The sequence below is a fragment of the Shewanella submarina genome (assembly GCF_042646185.1).
Classification (GTDB): Bacteria; Pseudomonadota; Gammaproteobacteria; order Enterobacterales; family Shewanellaceae; genus Shewanella; species Shewanella corallii.
The window spans coordinates 548,993-564,179 of sequence record NZ_JBHRTD010000001.1 but is presented as its reverse complement, the minus strand read 5'-3'; the positions used below and the strand labels follow the sequence as shown (position 1 = coordinate 564,179).

General features: G+C 51.4%; 14 protein-coding genes, 1 pseudogene and 1 riboswitch. Of the genes and pseudogenes, 6 read left to right on the top strand and 9 right to left on the bottom strand.

Annotated features, from left to right (window positions below):
* Positions 1-346: 346 nt before the first annotated feature.
* Positions 347-808, top strand: a complete 462-nt coding sequence (locus tag ACFOE0_RS02615) for a YehS family protein (RefSeq protein ID WP_248937393.1) — start codon at positions 347-349, stop codon at positions 806-808.
* 143 nt (positions 809-951) lie between these two features.
* Entirely contained in the window at positions 952-2,646 is a 1,695-nt protein-coding gene (locus tag ACFOE0_RS02610; RefSeq protein WP_248937392.1) for an NAD-dependent malic enzyme, read from the top strand.
* Between the two features lie 52 nt (positions 2,647-2,698).
* On the opposite strand, the gene ACFOE0_RS02605 is transcribed toward ACFOE0_RS02610, so the two are convergent.
* Together ACFOE0_RS02605 and ACFOE0_RS02600 are read right to left on the bottom strand one after the other, a co-directional pair.
* Positions 2,699-3,118, bottom strand: coding sequence for a DUF3069 domain-containing protein (locus ACFOE0_RS02605; protein ID WP_248937391.1), 420 nt, complete (start codon positions 3,116-3,118; stop codon positions 2,699-2,701).
* A 55-nt stretch (positions 3,119-3,173) separates the two neighbouring features.
* Positions 3,174-3,707, bottom strand: coding sequence for a phosphatase PAP2 family protein (locus ACFOE0_RS02600; protein WP_240317061.1), 534 nt, complete (start codon positions 3,705-3,707; stop codon positions 3,174-3,176).
* 156 nt (positions 3,708-3,863) lie between these two features.
* Between ACFOE0_RS02600 and queG the strand changes: the two genes are divergently transcribed.
* The gene (queG, locus tag ACFOE0_RS02595) at positions 3,864-5,066 is read left to right on the top strand and encodes a tRNA epoxyqueuosine(34) reductase QueG (RefSeq protein WP_248937390.1); all 1,203 of its coding nucleotides are present in this window, start codon (positions 3,864-3,866) and stop codon (positions 5,064-5,066) included.
* Between the two features lie 46 nt (positions 5,067-5,112).
* On the opposite strand, the pseudogene ACFOE0_RS02590 reads toward queG, so the two are convergent.
* A pseudogene (locus ACFOE0_RS02590) lies at positions 5,113-5,335 on the bottom strand (dodecin).
* Between the two features lie 241 nt (positions 5,336-5,576).
* Between ACFOE0_RS02590 and ACFOE0_RS02585 the strand changes: the two are divergent.
* Positions 5,577-6,467: a LysR family transcriptional regulator gene (locus ACFOE0_RS02585; RefSeq protein ID WP_248937389.1), complete on the top strand. Its 891-nt coding sequence runs from the start codon at positions 5,577-5,579 to the stop codon at positions 6,465-6,467.
* A gap of 37 nt (positions 6,468-6,504) precedes the next feature.
* Here ACFOE0_RS02585 and ACFOE0_RS02580 read toward each other — a convergent pair whose 3' ends face one another.
* The 4 genes from ACFOE0_RS02580 to ACFOE0_RS02565 all read right to left on the bottom strand — a co-directional run bounded on the left by ACFOE0_RS02580 (position 6,505) and on the right by ACFOE0_RS02565 (position 11,404).
* Positions 6,505-7,236 (bottom strand): HDOD domain-containing protein, encoded by a 732-nt coding sequence (locus ACFOE0_RS02580; protein WP_248937388.1) that lies wholly within the window; start codon positions 7,234-7,236, stop codon positions 6,505-6,507.
* Between the two features lie 185 nt (positions 7,237-7,421).
* The gene (locus ACFOE0_RS02575) at positions 7,422-9,410 is read right to left on the bottom strand and encodes a TonB-dependent receptor family protein (RefSeq protein ID WP_248937387.1); all 1,989 of its coding nucleotides are present in this window, start codon (positions 9,408-9,410) and stop codon (positions 7,422-7,424) included.
* A gap of 113 nt (positions 9,411-9,523) precedes the next feature.
* A riboswitch (cobalamin riboswitch) is annotated at positions 9,524-9,771 on the bottom strand.
* Positions 9,772-9,847: 76 nt separating this feature from the next.
* On the bottom strand, positions 9,848-10,423 hold the full coding sequence (locus ACFOE0_RS02570; protein WP_248937386.1) for a hypothetical protein: 576 nt from the start codon (positions 10,421-10,423) through the stop codon (positions 9,848-9,850).
* Positions 10,424-10,561: 138 nt separating this feature from the next.
* The gene (locus ACFOE0_RS02565) at positions 10,562-11,404 is read right to left on the bottom strand and encodes a substrate-binding domain-containing protein (protein ID WP_248937385.1); all 843 of its coding nucleotides are present in this window, start codon (positions 11,402-11,404) and stop codon (positions 10,562-10,564) included.
* A 191-nt stretch (positions 11,405-11,595) separates the two neighbouring features.
* On the opposite strand from ACFOE0_RS02565, the gene ACFOE0_RS02560 reads away from it, so the two are divergent.
* On the top strand, positions 11,596-11,826 hold the full coding sequence (locus ACFOE0_RS02560; protein WP_248937384.1) for a hypothetical protein: 231 nt from the start codon (positions 11,596-11,598) through the stop codon (positions 11,824-11,826).
* 119 nt (positions 11,827-11,945) lie between these two features.
* On the opposite strand, the gene ACFOE0_RS02555 is transcribed toward ACFOE0_RS02560, so the two are convergent.
* Together ACFOE0_RS02555 and ACFOE0_RS02550 are read right to left on the bottom strand one after the other, a co-directional pair.
* Entirely contained in the window at positions 11,946-12,860 is a 915-nt protein-coding gene (locus tag ACFOE0_RS02555; protein ID WP_248937383.1) for a cation diffusion facilitator family transporter, read from the bottom strand.
* A gap of 155 nt (positions 12,861-13,015) precedes the next feature.
* Positions 13,016-13,684, bottom strand: a complete 669-nt coding sequence (locus ACFOE0_RS02550; protein ID WP_248937382.1) for a GntR family transcriptional regulator — start codon at positions 13,682-13,684, stop codon at positions 13,016-13,018.
* A 134-nt stretch (positions 13,685-13,818) separates the two neighbouring features.
* On the opposite strand from ACFOE0_RS02550, the gene ACFOE0_RS02545 reads away from it, so the two are divergent.
* Entirely contained in the window at positions 13,819-15,171 is a 1,353-nt protein-coding gene (locus tag ACFOE0_RS02545) for an FAD-dependent oxidoreductase (protein ID WP_248937381.1), read from the top strand.
* Positions 15,172-15,187 lie beyond the last annotated feature (16 nt).

The following is a 15,187-nucleotide window of genomic DNA, read 5'->3' as shown; positions in this document are numbered from 1 at the left end:
AATTGGTTAGGAAAGGTGGCGAACTAATATTCAGTATGTTCACCTTCCCTTGGATTGAGAGTTCAGTCGCGTACTCCTTCACACCTGTAAAACCGCAACGAATCCAAATTAAGAGCGTCCTTGCTGGTGTCAATCAAATCCCCCTGATACAAAGGAATACTCGGGAAAAGTACTAGGACAAATAAGCTAACCCTATTTTGCAATGTCTCGACATTCTCACAAGTGATTTCACTGCCAAGCCAAATCAATCAATAAAGATTGAGCCAAGAGCCTGTGGTAGAATGTGCCGCAAGTTTATACAAGGGCCGCAAACTGTGTCGGCCACGCTTTCCTCAGTGGGAACTCAATGACCAATAATGATGTTTTGCGCCGGTTGCGCTACGCCCTGGATCTCAGCGACGGTAAAGTTATCCGTCTGTTTGCCAAGGTAAAATTTGAAATGCCGCAGGAAACCCTGCACAACATGCTGAGAAAAGATGATGAGAAAGGGTTTCAAGCCTGTTCAGATCAGGATTTGTGCCGTTTCCTTGATGGCCTGATTATTTTCAAGCGTGGTCAGCGCGAAGGTGCGGAAACGCCCAAGCCGACCCGACTGAACAACAACCTGATAATGCGTAAATTACGTATCGCTCTGGAACTGCGTGATGATGATATCGTTGAGCTGCTGTCTCTGGCAGACTTCCGTACTTCAAAGTCAGAAATCTCAGCCCTGTTCCAAAAGCCGGAACATAAAAACTTTAAAGTTTGCGGTGACCAGTTGCTGAGAAACTTTATTAAAGGTCTGTCAGTTAAACTGCGCGGTAAATAACCCCTGTTTTTATCTGAAAACGCTGCCAATGGGCGGCGTTTTTTTATGGCTGGAATATCACTGCTCAGACCGACAAGTCTCAGATTTCATGTTATCTTTAACAGCAATGATAGAAAAAACCACAATACTGCCAAAGGTTACCCATGGACGATAACAAACGCCCCCTTTATCTGCCTTTCGCCGGCCCTGCGATTCTTGAAGCCCCATTGATTAACAAAGGCAGTGCCTTTACCGAAGAGGAAAGAATCTTCTTTAACCTTGAAGGTTTGCTTCCTCATGTCATCGAGACTATCGAAGAACAGGCTTCCCGGGCTTACGATCAGTTCAAAGCCTTTAACAGTGATCTGGAAAAGCATATCTATCTGCGCAATATCCAGGATACCAATGAAACCCTGTTTCACCGTCTTATTCAGAACCATATTACTGAGATGATGCCCATCATCTATACCCCGACAGTCGGTCAGGCCTGCGAGCGTTTCTCCAAAGACTATCGTCGCAACCGGGGGCTGTTTATCTCCTATCCCAACAAAGACAGAATCGATGACATCCTCAACAACTCCACCCGTCACAAAGTGAAGGTGATTGTAGTGACTGATGGCGAACGTATTCTGGGTCTGGGCGATCAGGGCATCGGCGGCATGGGTATCCCTATCGGTAAGCTGTCTCTATATACCAGCTGTGGTGGTATCAGTCCGGCATATACGCTGCCAATCACGCTGGATGTTGGAACAGATAACCCACACCTGTTGGAAGACCCTATGTATATGGGTTGGCGTCATCCCCGCATTGGCGGTGAAGAGTACGCCGAGTTTGTCGAAGCCTTTATGGATGCGGTTTCCCGTCGCTGGCCCGATGCCCTTATCCAGTTTGAGGACTTCGCCCAGAAAAATGCCATGCCACTGCTTGAGCGATACAAAGACAGATACTGCTGCTTCAACGATGATATTCAGGGTACTGCTGCGGTCACTGTGGGTTCTCTGCTGGCGGCCTGTCAGGCTGCAGACACCAAGCTGAGTGAGCAAACGGTAACCTTCCTGGGCGCTGGCAGCGCAGGTTGTGGTATTGCCGAAGCGATTATCGCCCAGATGATGGCCGAAGGCCTGAGTGACAAGCAGGCCCGTGCCCGCATCTTTATGGTGGACCGCTGGGGCTTGCTGCAGGACAACATGCCAAATCTGCTGCCATTCCAGCAGAAGCTGGCCCAGAGCTCAGACGATACCCAGGACTGGGAGACTTTCTCGGTCAATGACAATATCTCCCTGTTGGATGTGGTCAATAATGCCAAGCCAACCGTGCTGATTGGCGTTTCCGGTGCACCTGGCCTGTTCAGTGAAGAGATTATCCGCGCTATGCACAAGCACTGTGAGCGCCCGATAGTGTTCCCGCTGTCCAACCCTACCAGCCGGGTTGAAGCCACACCAAAGGACATTATCTACTGGACCGAAGGTCAGGCTCTGGTTGCTACAGGCAGCCCGTTCGAACCAGTGGTCTATGGTGAAAACACCTATGAAATTGCCCAGTGTAACAACAGCTTTATCTTCCCCGGCATAGGCCTGGGAGTATTGGCTACCCGAGCCGACAGGGTCAGCGATGAAATGCTGATGGCCTCAAGCCGAGCGCTGGCCGAGTGCTCTCCACTGGCCAGAGATGGTGAAGGTGGCTTGCTGCCGAGCCTGGAAGATATTCATGATGTAAGCAAGCATATCGCTTTTGCCGTAGGTAAAGTGGCAATTGAACAGGGTCTGGCACTGCCCAAGACCGACGAACTGCTCAAGCTGGCTATCGAGAAGAACTTCTGGACTCCCGAGTATCGTCAATACAAGCGAACCTCGTTCTAATCTCTGCCAATACAAAAAGCCCGGCGACTGCCGGGCTTTTTTAATCACTGGCTTATGCCATGACCTGCTTAAAACTGTTCAGCATAGAGCGGTCGGTACGGGCCTTCTTCAGCTTCTTGATGCTCTCTTTCAACGCATCATCAATCAGCTGTGCAAAAATACCCTGATACTCTTTCTCGGCAATGGCATTGTCAGTCTCAGCCAGTTCAGCCAGTTGTTGACCGGCCATGCTCAGCTTCAGCCAGCTCTGGGCGATAAAGAAACCATGAAACTCAGCCTGCGGCATCAGCTTTTGTGCGCTGGCAGGCAGTGCGTTCCAGGTGTTGGCAAAGCCTTGCTGCTCATCCGCCAGCAGTTGCGCGGCCAAATCCTCATAGGCCCCTTTCAGGTTTTCAGGCAACTGATCCATAGGCATCACTTTGGATGCCACATTTAACGCCACTGCACGGGCGATATCCTGATAATCACTCATCTTATTCGGTCTCAAATGTTAAATGGCGTGCATTATAGCGGCAGAAACACTGAGGTTAGAAGCGACCACTGACATAAAGCCCATATTGACCATTACCGGCAATCGGTACCACGGTCAGACCTTCATAAGGCGTGGTGAAGTACCAGCCTGCCAGCGCGCCGATGGCGGCACCTGCCAGTACATCCTCAATCTCATGCTTGTCACTTTCCACCCGGGTATAACCAACATAAGTGGCCACAGCATAGGCGGGAACACCCCACTCCCAGCCATACCTTTGATTGATAAAGGTTGCAGCCATAAAGCTGTCTGAGGTGTGGCCTGATGGGAAAGAATCATTACCACTGCCATCGGGACGCTCTTTGTCTATTCCCCACTTCAGACCTTCCACCACAACCCGGGAGCTGACCGCAGCCTTGATAAGCTGCCAACTGCCTTCATCCCCTTCTTCATGAAACAAAGTGGCACCAAATGCAGTGGCTGGCAGCAGCAGATGCAAGACATCACCGGAGGTTTCCAGATCGCTGTTTGCCCGCGCCACCGGGGTTAAAAGCAGGCCAGCCATGGCCGTCAGCAGTACCAATAGTCTCATCAAGTCTCCGTCCAATATGGTAAAAAACGTCCGATTATACCTGATTTCATGAGCTCAGGGGCGATAGGTATCAACCCCGATACCCCGGCATCAGTGGAGCCAAATCCAGCCAACAGGTATCATTGTAGGGTTTTCACTCCTTTGCACCGGGAAATCATGTCCAAGCCTCAATCCTCCAATCCCTCCCAGACTCAAGCTCATTTGCCGGATGCTGCTGCGCTTAACCAGCTTGCCCAACTGATCAAACAATGGGGCAAAGAGCTGGGCTTCGCTCAAATAGGGATAAGTGATACAGACCTGACAGAGGAGGAGCCAAAGCTTCAGGCCTGGTTGGATGCAGGCTATCACGGTGAGATGGGCTATATGGCCAGCCACGGCATGATGCGTGCCCGTGCTCATGAGCTGCACCCGGGCACCCAGAGAGTGATATGTGGGCGGATGGACTATCTGCCGCCCTCGGCAGGCTTTGCGACCAATCTGAGAGATCCCAACCTCGGCTATATTTCCCGATATGCCGGCGGCCGTGATTATCACAAGTTGATCCGTAACCGAATGAAACAGTTGGGGCAGAGAATAGATACCTGGCTCAGCGAGCAGGGGTTCAGCCAATCAGACAACCGCCCATTTGTCGACTCAGCCCCTTTGCTGGAAAGGCCACTGGCCGACAAAGCAGGCCTGGGCTGGACAGGTAAACACTCACTGCTGCTCAGTCAGGAAGCGGGTAGCTGGTTCTTTCTGGGTGAACTGGTCATTAACCTGCCCCTGCCTGTCGACATACCTGTCAGTGAAGCGTGTGGCACTTGCGTTGCCTGTATCAAGACCTGCCCAACCGGCGCTATTGTTGAGCCCTACGTGGTAGACAGCCGTCGCTGCGTATCTTATCTCACCATTGAGCTGGACGGCCCAATCCCGGAAGAGCTGCGGCCTTTGCTGGGTAATCGTATCTATGGCTGTGATGATTGCCAATTAGCCTGCCCGGTCAACGCCGACGCACCACTGACTGAGGAAGCAGACTTTTATATCCGCCAGCAGTTAAAACAGCCAGAGTTACTGACCCTGCTCGGATGGAGCGAGACCGAGTTTTTGAAACATACAGAGGGTAGTGCCATTCGCCGTATTGGCTGGCAAAGGTGGCAGCGGAATATCGCAGTGGCACTGGGTAACGCTCCCTACTCCGACGACATAGTGTCAGCACTTCAACAGCAGCTGGGCTCAGATCTGCCCGGTGATGTGGCAAAAGAACATCTGCAATGGGCATTAGCCCGTCAGCTCGCCGCCAAAGACAAGCTGGTCGCCGACAACCGCAAACAGCAACGACTGATCCGGAGCATAGAAAAGGGCCTGCCCAGAGACGCCTGACAAGCCTCCTCTGTATCCTTTGACCAGAATACTGTCTGACCAGCTGTCAGCTTTCTTTCATATCCTGATCCAGGGTAAAGCCTACCTTGATGGTCACTTGCCAGTGCGCAATCACCCCCTGCCTCAAGGTGGCCACGGGTTTCCATCACCTCAAACCAACGCAAATGTTGTAACGACTGACTGGCAGCCTCGATGGCATTACGTATTGCATCGTCACTGCTGATGGGGGATGAGCCGGTCAGCTCAATGATTTTGTATACATGACTCATGGCGCTCTCCATTGGTCAACACCCTACTATGAGTAGCGCCGGGACACGTCAAGGTCAAGCCGGAGATAGGCAGCTGGGCTTCCGAGCCTCCCCAGACAATGTCAATTACACAAAACAATATTTCTGCCACGCGAACAATGGGCATCTAGACGTCTAGAAGTTTATTGTGTTAGCCTGCTTGTTATGGATACCCAATCCGTGAATTGAAGCACTGAGGATAATTCAATGAGGTGGAGGCAAGATGATTGAATTGAGGCACCTGCGCACTCTGGTGGCACTGAAAGAAAGTGGCAGTCTGGCGGCTGCGGCGAAGAAACGTTTTGTGACTCAGTCAGCCCTGTCGCACCAGATTAAAGAGCTGGAGACCCGAATCAATTCCCCCATTTTTATCCGCAAGAGCAAACCTTTGTCCTTTACCCAGGAAGGTATTCGATTGGTACAACTGGCTGAAGAGATTTTGCCAAGAGTCACAGAGATAGAGCAGGTGCTGAAACGAGGTGTCCCCACGCAGCGCCAGCAGCTCACTGTAGCGATAGAGTGCCACTCATGTGTACGCTGGCTAATGCCCGTGATGGAGCAATTTCGCCAACGTCACCCGGGGGCCGAACTTAACCTTTCCAGCCGTCATCTGTTCAACGCAATTCATGCACTGGAAAATGAAGAGTTGGACCTGGTACTGACGCCGGACCCGGCTCCCAGTCACAGGATTGCCTATCAACACCTGTTTGATTACGAAATGAAGTTGGTTGTCTCCAGCGATCATCCGCTGGCGGATAAGCCCTTTGTTACACCACAGGATCTGGCCGGACAGCCACTGCTGAGCTATCCGGTAAAACTGGAAAGACTGGATCTCTATCGTCACTTCCTGGAGCCTGCAGGGGTACTGCCCGGGGAGCAAAAGACCTGTGATCTGACCATGATGCTGCTACAGCGTATTGCCTGTCAGGAAGGAATTGCAGCTCTACCCAGCTGGTCGGTGTCTGAAGCTCAAGGGCTGAGTTTGAAAACAGTAAGGTTGGGACAGGAAGGTATGATGCGCCCCATGTTTGGTGCTTATCATCGCAGTGCGACCAATGCCAGCCTGATCCAAAGTCTGCTGACACTCCTTAACGACCACCAGAGAAATCGTTGACCCTGGACAACAAAGGCCCGGAAATTCCGGGCCTTATTTATGCAGTCAAAGGATTTAACAACAAGCCTTTTTTGGCCAACACCGCCCTCAGCAACATACCGGGAGACTCTTCCCAGTCAGTACTTTCAATATTGTGCGCCACCAAAAATTCCCGACTTAATTCAGGGTCCATATTCAACGCGGTAAAAGCTTCAACAGATAGCGTCTGCTGCTGAGTATCGATCAGCGATTTCATCACGCCTAAGGGATAAGACTCGTCAAGATCTGCATTCAAGTGAGCAAAAGCGGTTAACGCAATAATCTGTCCGTAAACGCTGAACAGCGCCAGGGTGTGCAGCTCATCAGGATCCGTTTTGCAATCTTCCAGCTCAGCCAGATAATCTACGGCTGCGTGGGCAATGCCCTCAGTCAGATGCCAGTAGCCATGCACCAACTTTCGATAGGGTTCAGGCAGCTCATCCAATCTTTCTTTGAGGTAATAGGTGAAGGCATAACGATAAATATTGACCTGCCCAAGTCGAACCAAAGCTTCTTTGAGGGAGCGATTTTTACTGCTTGACCCACTGCCATGGGCGCAGCTGCTTCGCCACAGCAGATGAGCTGACAGCGCGGGATCACCGGCAACAATGTCAATCACGACACGAATATCACCATCACTGATAATGGCCTGTTTCAGGGGCAACAACACCCCCCTTCGGCCAATCACCTGTTCTTCGTTGGCCATAATAGCCCGAATACGGGTCAATACCTGCTGCTCTAGCTCTGTCATCGGTTAGTCTGAACCTGAAATTCATTTTCATTATCAAGGGCTAAGGCAAGATCCCTTGCCTGTTCGCGACAGGATAACATTTCTTCAATGAGATTAATATCACACCAAGTTCTTGATATTAAAAAGCCGACACCTGAGTGTCGGCTATCGCTACCAAGCAGATTTCACCTTGGCCTGAATCACTCTCAGAAACTATAGCTCAATGTCAGCCTGATATTTCGGCCATTACCAACATAATATTTGGCGGGCTCATATCCCGGGAACGACTCGGCATAATAGGCCGCACTGACGTAGTCTCTATCCAGCAGGTTATCCACCCGAACACTGGCCAACCAATCATTAGTTCTGTAGTTCAATGCCATATTCACCAGAGTGTAAGAGGCCAGTTCAGGAGCGACATTGGCGTTGTCACCTTCCTCATAGCGCTTTCCTGTATAGGCCACATCTGAATAGAGTTGCCACTGGTCATTGATATCCCAGCTGGCATAGACACGGCCTGACTCACGGGCGACCCAGGACAATTGCTTACCCTTGTTAGCACCTTCGGTAAATTCCGCATCCACAAACTGCAGTTCACCACCAAGTTGCAGCGCACTTAATACCTGCCAATCCAGACCAAGGCCCAAACCGTGACGACGGGAAGCCTCAGCATTGATATTAGCCCCTTGTCCCCCTCCAGGACTTTCAGCACTTGGGTCATAGACAATCTCGTCTTCAAGCTCCAACCGGTACAGATTTACCCAGGATTGCAGCTTATTACCGCTGTAACGCCAGCCCGCTTCGTAGGAACGCCCTGTCTGTGGTTTAAGACCCACTACACTTGGCGGTGTATAGGCCTGCTCATCCACCTTGGCAAAGCGGAAGTTATCTTCGGCGCGCAGGTAGAACTTATTGGCATCATTAAATTGGTAGTTCAAACCCAATTCAAACGCTTTGGCATCCTGATTTAGCTCTGTTCCCTGAGGGAAAACAAAAGCATCGGTCAAATCATCCTTAACATCAGCGTAGCGGCCCCCCACCACATAGCTCAGCTCGGCAGTTAAAGGCACGGTCGCCTGCACATAACCACTTAACTGGCTCTGGGTATTACTGCGACCAAAATCGAACTCGGACTCGCCACGGCTGATATCAGCACCCATAACAATCGACAGGTCACCGGCGGAAGTCGGATAAGTAGCCACGGCTTTGGGGGAGAGCATAAATTGCTTACGGTCGTTGCGGCTAGGCCCCCAAGAATTGAGAGATACCACCTGAGTATCACTGTAGTTGGCATCGGCAGATAGCAGCCAGTTGTCATTAATCTGCTGAGACACGCCGGCACGGGCGGCTTTAGTGACATCATGCTGATAAGTCCCTAAGGAAGTGGGGTTGCTCTGACGTGGATCCGCTGCGTATTCGCTCGCCGTCAAACCACCCGGCGTTTCAACAGAGTTGTCGTAGTAGCTGGTTTCGACGTAGAAGTCAGTGGTGTCATCGCGGTAGCCCAGACGTCCCAGCACGGCGCCGGTTTCGCTGGCATTGTTGTCACGATAGTTATCTGATTTTTTGTAGTTGCCCGACAGATAGTAGTGCCAGTTACCGGCAAACTGACCAGCCAGATCACCTTTGGCTTCACCAGTATCAAAACTGCCACCGGAAACACTCAATGAGCCACCATCACGACCCGGTACCCGGGTGATAATGTTGATTACACCACCGACAGCCTGGTCGCCATAAAGCACACCGGCGCTACCATTCAGTATCTCCACCCGCTCAATCATATTCAGGGGAATCGCATTCAGACTGGGGGCGGCAATATCGATATTATTAAGGCGACGGCCATCGACCAGGATCAGCGTATTATTCGCGGCCTGACCGGAAGAGAAACCACGCATGGCAAACACAGCATTGGTGTTATTGTCAGAGACTTGAATACCACTGATATTACGCAGAGCCTCGGTGACATTGGTGACACCACTTTGAGCAATATCAGCCGCATCGATAACCGTCACGTCTGCCGCCATATTCAGCGCATCATCACCGGCGCGACCCAGTACCAGCATATGCTCAATATCGTCGGCAAACGCTGCTGGTACAGAGCCCAGCAGGCCAAGCAATACGGCAGCAGCCACAGAATTGGCTTTATAAGAACCCGTGTTGGAAGAATAGTTTTTTACGGAATTGAATCTACCCATTTACCTTTTACCTCTTAAAAAGAAAATGGGGCAAAATGTCACGTCCTCCCTGAGACTGCACCTGTTGGCACCAGATCCCGGATTGTCGCACTCAGGGATCTGCCCTCCGAAATCCCAAAGTCACCCAGCTGGCCGGTCTCCGGACTGAGGATCTGCGAAAACGCTTAAGCTTATTCAAACGTCGCACGAGTACAGACTTTTATAACGCTCAACAGAGCGCGCCTGTCTCTCACCATTCACCGTTGCGGAGGCAGTGCCGGACTCACAGCCTTTACTTGTATAACAAGTAAAAACCACTGCACCGGCTTCCCGATTATCCCGAACCAATCAAGTTCCGGGCACCAGAAGAGTTGACTGCTTATACCTTAAACAGGCATCAGGCTAACATGCAGTAGCCAATAAGCGTCCGCATTATAGCCGTCTATACGTATAAATGTCTAATTGCTGGCCGGAGTGAGCTTAAGAGAAGAGAGCTTATGGCTGGTGTAATCGCTGTATTCCTGTTTCATGGACTGATAATCAGGGCCGCGGGAGGATCTGTGCAGCAGGTAGAGATCTCTTGGGCCAGCCAGTACCTGAAAATACCCCATTTCAGCCAGGTACCTGGATTTACCGCCTGTGCTGTGCTGGTTAATAATACGGCTGCAGCCTATTACTGCGTGCACGCCCTGTGCCTCAGTCATCTCTCCAAAAGAGTCAAAGGTCCAGTCTCCCTGACAGGATTCCTGATATCTGGCAGCAAATGCATCAAGGAACTCTGACACATCTACCCGGGATGCCATTCCCTCAAACCCTTGCAAACAGATGATCTCCTGCCACTCAGACATAGTCTGCCCTTCGGGTACGAACTCAACTGAGTGCATGCCCCCCAACTCCCTGTCATGCACCTTTTTCCAGTCGAGCGGTAAGCTTACCGTCAGGCTCTGACCATATATTTCAGCTGAGTCATCTGCCATTGCCATCACAGGCAGTAAAGCCAGGGCTGCAGTAACGCCCAAAAGCTTGACCTTCATCGTTATCCTCACATGTTTTATCCCAGCATCCGTGCTGGGTTAATAATTTGTAAATGAGTCTACTTCCTTTTATCAAGCAATTTCAAATAAGCTTATGTTTCAATAATAAAGGGGGTCTACAGACCCCCTTAACACTCATTAGCCCTCGTATTTAGAGGCGACTACTGCATTGTCATACATAGCCTGACCATGCTCTTTTACGCCATATTCAGTAATGATCTGCTGACCCTGCCTGGAGGCCACAAACTCGATAAAGGCTTTGGACAATGCCATCCCCTGATCATTCAGGTCGGCGCCACGCAGGGCGTGATAGGTATTGATAAGTACAGGGTCACCCTTGAACAAAATGGTCAAATCAGGCAATTGGCTGGCGGTCGCCACCCAGGTGGAACTGTCTGTCATAAAGTATCCGCCATTGGCGTTAGCTTTTTTCAGTGATGCCCGCATAAAGTCATTGGTCGGCTGATACCAATCACCAGCAGGTTTGATATCGGCGCTTTGCCAGATAGACAGCTCTTTTTTGTGAGTACCTGAGTTATCGGCACGGGTGTAGAACAGGGCTTGGTTATCAGCGATATTGCGATATGCCTGAGCCACAGACTCAGCACCCTTCACCTTGCCCTTATCAGCCGCAGGGCCAACCAGATAAAACTCGTTGGAACCAATCAGGGTACGCTGCGCCGCCCATCCATCTTTTACCGCCTGCTTCTCGGCAGCCGGTGCGTGCACCATGGCCATATCCACATTACCAGCCTTGAGCAAAGACAGTGACTTGCCACTGCCAGCTTTAACCCAGCACATACGGCTGTTATGGTCTTTATTAAATGCATCGGCCAACTCTTCCAGCAGACCCAGTTCGCCAGGGCTGCCGGTCGCCAGAATAAATTCCTGTTTGCCATCACCGAATACAGCCTTGCAATCGGCGGCTTGTGTCACGCCAGTAAATGCCAGCAGTACAATGGTCAATACAGAATACTTCATAGGGTGTTGCCTCTTTTTGTCCTTTATTCAGCTTTACAAGGCAAAAATGTCCAAGCTTAGGATTCATTTTCACCATTCGCTGGCAACCAAGCAGACAACAGGCCATTATTTCAGTGAATTACTGACAACCTTTAGGTTTTGTGATGCTGTTCGAAGGGCAAACAGGAAAAGAGAACCAGATCGGAGGCACCATGGCCGCATTTGAAATTAGTCGCATCCATACCCACAGAGGCATATTCAAGATCAGTGGTGAGTGGCAACCTCAAGGCACTGAGGGGAGTCCAGTGCTGGAGTCGGTCGGCGAGCTGGAAATGATGGGGACAGACGGCTGGTTGGCATTAAAACTAGAAGATGACAGCGTTAAAGCCCTGGTTACAGAACTCACACCCGTGCTGCTGTTTCACCTGTCCCATCAGGACTAAACTCTGCTCTTATCTGCTCTGCTCCAGCAGGAACATAACTGAGCTTAAGGCAACTCATGAGTCACCGCGGATTTCGGTACCGGAGACCAATCCCTCCGATACACTTGATTTATCTCTGACTAGAGCCACTTAGCATTGGAGGTAAAAGAGACTGACAACCAGGTGTCTCCTAAGGGCCTGACCAGGCGTCTGTGGATCATCTCGCGGATCCTGTCCTGGCGCTCCAACGGCCAGTCATGGCTATCCTCCACCAGAATATTGATTTCCAGATCATACTGACGACCTGACTTACTGAAATGGCAGGAGTAATCGGCAAACTCCTGACTACGGGCAATATTGGCCAGCGTATATTCCACCCGCTGACGCACCCGATTGTCCGGCGCCATCAGCAGCACCTCTTTCAGATTACGTCTGAGTACCTGCAGCGGCAGCATGGCGGCAGCAATGGCCAGACTGGACACCAAAATCGGGTCCACATAAGCGTTCCACTGGTTATAACCAAGCTCATCGAGCAGCAACACCAGCAGAAAACCGAATAATATTGTTGTACTGAGAATGCCGTCGACCAGCCACTCCTGAGAGTCAACCCGCACCAGCTCAGAGTCCACTTCCCGGGCGATATGTCGCTCGGCAAAATAGATAGTGAAGCTGAACAGGGTCGATACAGCGGCATAGGTCAGCGCCATATCCAGATTGATTTGAGTACCACCGGATAACATGGCACTGATACCGCCGTACAGGGCAAAGCCACAGACAGCAAGAATGATGAGGCCGTTAACGACCGAGATCAGGGGTTCAAGATGAGAGTAGCCGAACTGAAAAACATCATCGTCCGGGCGGGATACCAGATGAGCCGTATACAGTGTCAGACCTGTCATGCCCATACTGAGCAGGGAAAATAGTCCATCGAGTAAGATGGCATCGGAATTAACATAGAAGCCCATTCCGAGACCACTGGCGGCCATCAATACAGTACCGGCCAGTGAAATTCGCAGCGCCAGCTGCTCACTACTGCTTTTACGGCAAGAAGCCATAAATCCTCCTTTTTGCAGTCTGTCGTTGTCAACTCAAAGCCGACAACGAACTCAAGAGTAAGACGTTTCAATTACAAATTATTGAAACGACAGTCTCTTTCAGACTAGCCAAAAAACCCGGAGGATTTCAAATAAGCAGTCTCTAATTCAATGAATTAGTTAACCCGTGCGCCCTGGTTGATGGTGGCGTGGGCCATCTTGCTCAGGTAATCGTTCAGATCATGGGATGCCTGTACTGCGCCTTCCGGGTCACCCTCAACAATACGGCGCAGAGTGGCAGCGTGCAGATGGGCGGCCTCCGCCAGATCATTAGTTTCATTCTTATAGGCAAACCAGAAACGACGGGAAAGCCCCTGCAATGGCGCCATCGCCAGCTGCAGATATTCGTTATTGGCCGCCTGTACCAAAAGAATGTGGATCTCCTTAAGCAGATCGGCATACAAGAGGTCATCCTGCTTATTGGCGCAGGCTTCCAGTTCGTTGGCCAGTGCTGTCATGCGGCTTTTCTGAGAAGGGCTGACCCGGTCGGCAGCAAAGCGGGCACACAGGGCCTCAATATCACGACGCACTTCCAGAATCTTCAGCTGACACTCAAGTGAAATTTGCGGGATCAGGATGCCACGGCGCGGGTGGATCTCCACCATGCGCTCATAGGACAGCCGCTGCAGGGCTTCCCGCACCGGCGTGCGCCCCAACTCCAGTGAATCAGCCAACTGCTTCTCGCTGACCATGGAACCCGGCTTCAGCTCTCTGAAGGTGATCATCTTTTCCAGTTTGTCGTAGGCGAACTCAGATTTGTTCGCAGCATCATTGATAACGTTCATGGCGTTATTAAGTCCTTGATGGGATCCCCGTCACATTTCAGACAAGGCTAATTTGTACTGCGTATTTTACAGGAATATATTAGCGCCACACAACTGATATATCAGATGAATATCAGCCGCATATTGGAGCTATTATGAACAACTGGAAAATCATCCGCCGTTATGAGCAGATGCCAGATCTGCCGGTGCTGGCAGACATCGACGTGCTGGTTGCCGGTGGCGGCCCAGCTGGTGTAGCCGCTGCCGAGACTGCAGCAGCAAGCGGTAAGTCTACCTACCTGATTGAAAAGTACGGTTTCTGTGGCGGCGCCGCAGTAGCAGGTCTGTCCGGTACCATTTGTGGTATGTACATGGCTTCCGATGACGCTGATGCTCAGCCTGAGCAGGTTGTTTTCGGTTTTACTGAGCGTTTCCGCCAGGCTCTGGCCGAGCGTAACGGCGTAACTGAGCCTCAGCGTTACGGTAAAACCTACACAGTGACTCACGATCCACTGGTATGGCGTGAAGTAGCCGACGACATGCTGACTGCGGTTGGCGTGAACATCCTGTATCACACTGCAGTAAGCGGCGTGATCATGGACGGCAACACCTTCAAAGGCGTGGTTATCGAATCCAACGCCGGTCAGAGCGTGATTCTGGCCAAAATCATCATCGATGCTTCCGGTGATGCTGCTGTGGTAGCCCGCGCAGGTCTGGAAACTTACTTCGGTGACGAAGGCCGCATTCAGAACCCAACCATGTTCTTCCGCATGGCCGGTGTAGACATGGACAAGTACCTGGACTATTTCGGCACCGACACCATCTGTCCGCCAAAGGTCACTGAGGACATCCTCAAGTGCAACCAGGAAGGCTGGGACCTGCCACGTCACAAAATCTGGATTTTCCCGACTACTCGTCCAAACGAGCTGATGGTTAACGCCACTCGTCTGGCGGGTCAGGACGGTCGCATGCTGAACGTGATCGACCCGGTAGACTTCACCGAGGCTGAAGTATTCGGTCGCCGTCAGGTACGTGCCTACACCAAGTTCCTGAACGAATTCGTTCCAGGCTGTGAAGATGGCTACGTGGTTGATACCGGTGTTGAAGTGGGTATCCGTCAGACCCGCTCTATCGTAGGCGTTGAAACCCTGACCAACGACGACGTAGTGAGCTGCCGCAAGCGCGAAGACGGTATCTGCCGCACCCCATGGCCAATCGAGCTGCACAACGGTAACAAGCCAAAACTGCACTGGTTGCTGAACGATTTCTACGACATCCCATTCGGCACTCTGGTACCGGCTGTGGGTGAAAACATCCTGGTTGCAGGTCGCTGCCTGAGCGCCGAGCACGAAGCGCTGGCCTCTGCCCGCGTAACTGCCCAGTGCTTCGAACTGGGTCACGCCGCTGGCGTAGCCGCAGTAAAAGCGATTGAAACCAATACCGCAATTCGCAACCTGAACGTTGCCGATATTCGCGAAACCATGATTGCCAATGGCTCTGCCCTGTAAGGCGAGAAGAGTAGGT

What these genes read in the sequence shown, in the direction of transcription:
- ACFOE0_RS02550 (WP_248937382.1), bottom strand. Translation starts at nt 13,684, where the DNA reads ATGAACGTTATCAATGATGCTGCGAACAAATCTGAGTTCGCCTACGAC.
- ACFOE0_RS02560 (WP_248937384.1), top strand. Translation starts at nt 11,596, where the DNA reads ATGGCCGCATTTGAAATTAGTCGCATCCATACCCACAGAGGCATATTC.
- ACFOE0_RS02610 (WP_248937392.1), top strand. Translation starts at nt 952, where the DNA reads ATGGACGATAACAAACGCCCCCTTTATCTGCCTTTCGCCGGCCCTGCG.
- ACFOE0_RS02585 (WP_248937389.1), top strand. Translation starts at nt 5,577, where the DNA reads ATGATTGAATTGAGGCACCTGCGCACTCTGGTGGCACTGAAAGAAAGT.
- ACFOE0_RS02545 (WP_248937381.1), top strand. Translation starts at nt 13,819, where the DNA reads ATGAACAACTGGAAAATCATCCGCCGTTATGAGCAGATGCCAGATCTG.
- ACFOE0_RS02615 (WP_248937393.1), top strand. Translation starts at nt 347, where the DNA reads ATGACCAATAATGATGTTTTGCGCCGGTTGCGCTACGCCCTGGATCTC.
- ACFOE0_RS02575 (WP_248937387.1), bottom strand. Translation starts at nt 9,410, where the DNA reads ATGGGTAGATTCAATTCCGTAAAAAACTATTCTTCCAACACGGGTTCT.
- ACFOE0_RS02580 (WP_248937388.1), bottom strand. Translation starts at nt 7,236, where the DNA reads ATGACAGAGCTAGAGCAGCAGGTATTGACCCGTATTCGGGCTATTATG.
- queG (WP_248937390.1), top strand. Translation starts at nt 3,864, where the DNA reads ATGTCCAAGCCTCAATCCTCCAATCCCTCCCAGACTCAAGCTCATTTG.
- ACFOE0_RS02600 (WP_240317061.1), bottom strand. Translation starts at nt 3,707, where the DNA reads ATGAGACTATTGGTACTGCTGACGGCCATGGCTGGCCTGCTTTTAACC.
- ACFOE0_RS02555 (WP_248937383.1), bottom strand. Translation starts at nt 12,860, where the DNA reads ATGGCTTCTTGCCGTAAAAGCAGTAGTGAGCAGCTGGCGCTGCGAATT.
- ACFOE0_RS02605 (WP_248937391.1), bottom strand. Translation starts at nt 3,118, where the DNA reads ATGAGTGATTATCAGGATATCGCCCGTGCAGTGGCGTTAAATGTGGCA.
- ACFOE0_RS02565 (WP_248937385.1), bottom strand. Translation starts at nt 11,404, where the DNA reads ATGAAGTATTCTGTATTGACCATTGTACTGCTGGCATTTACTGGCGTG.
- ACFOE0_RS02570 (WP_248937386.1), bottom strand. Translation starts at nt 10,423, where the DNA reads ATGAAGGTCAAGCTTTTGGGCGTTACTGCAGCCCTGGCTTTACTGCCT.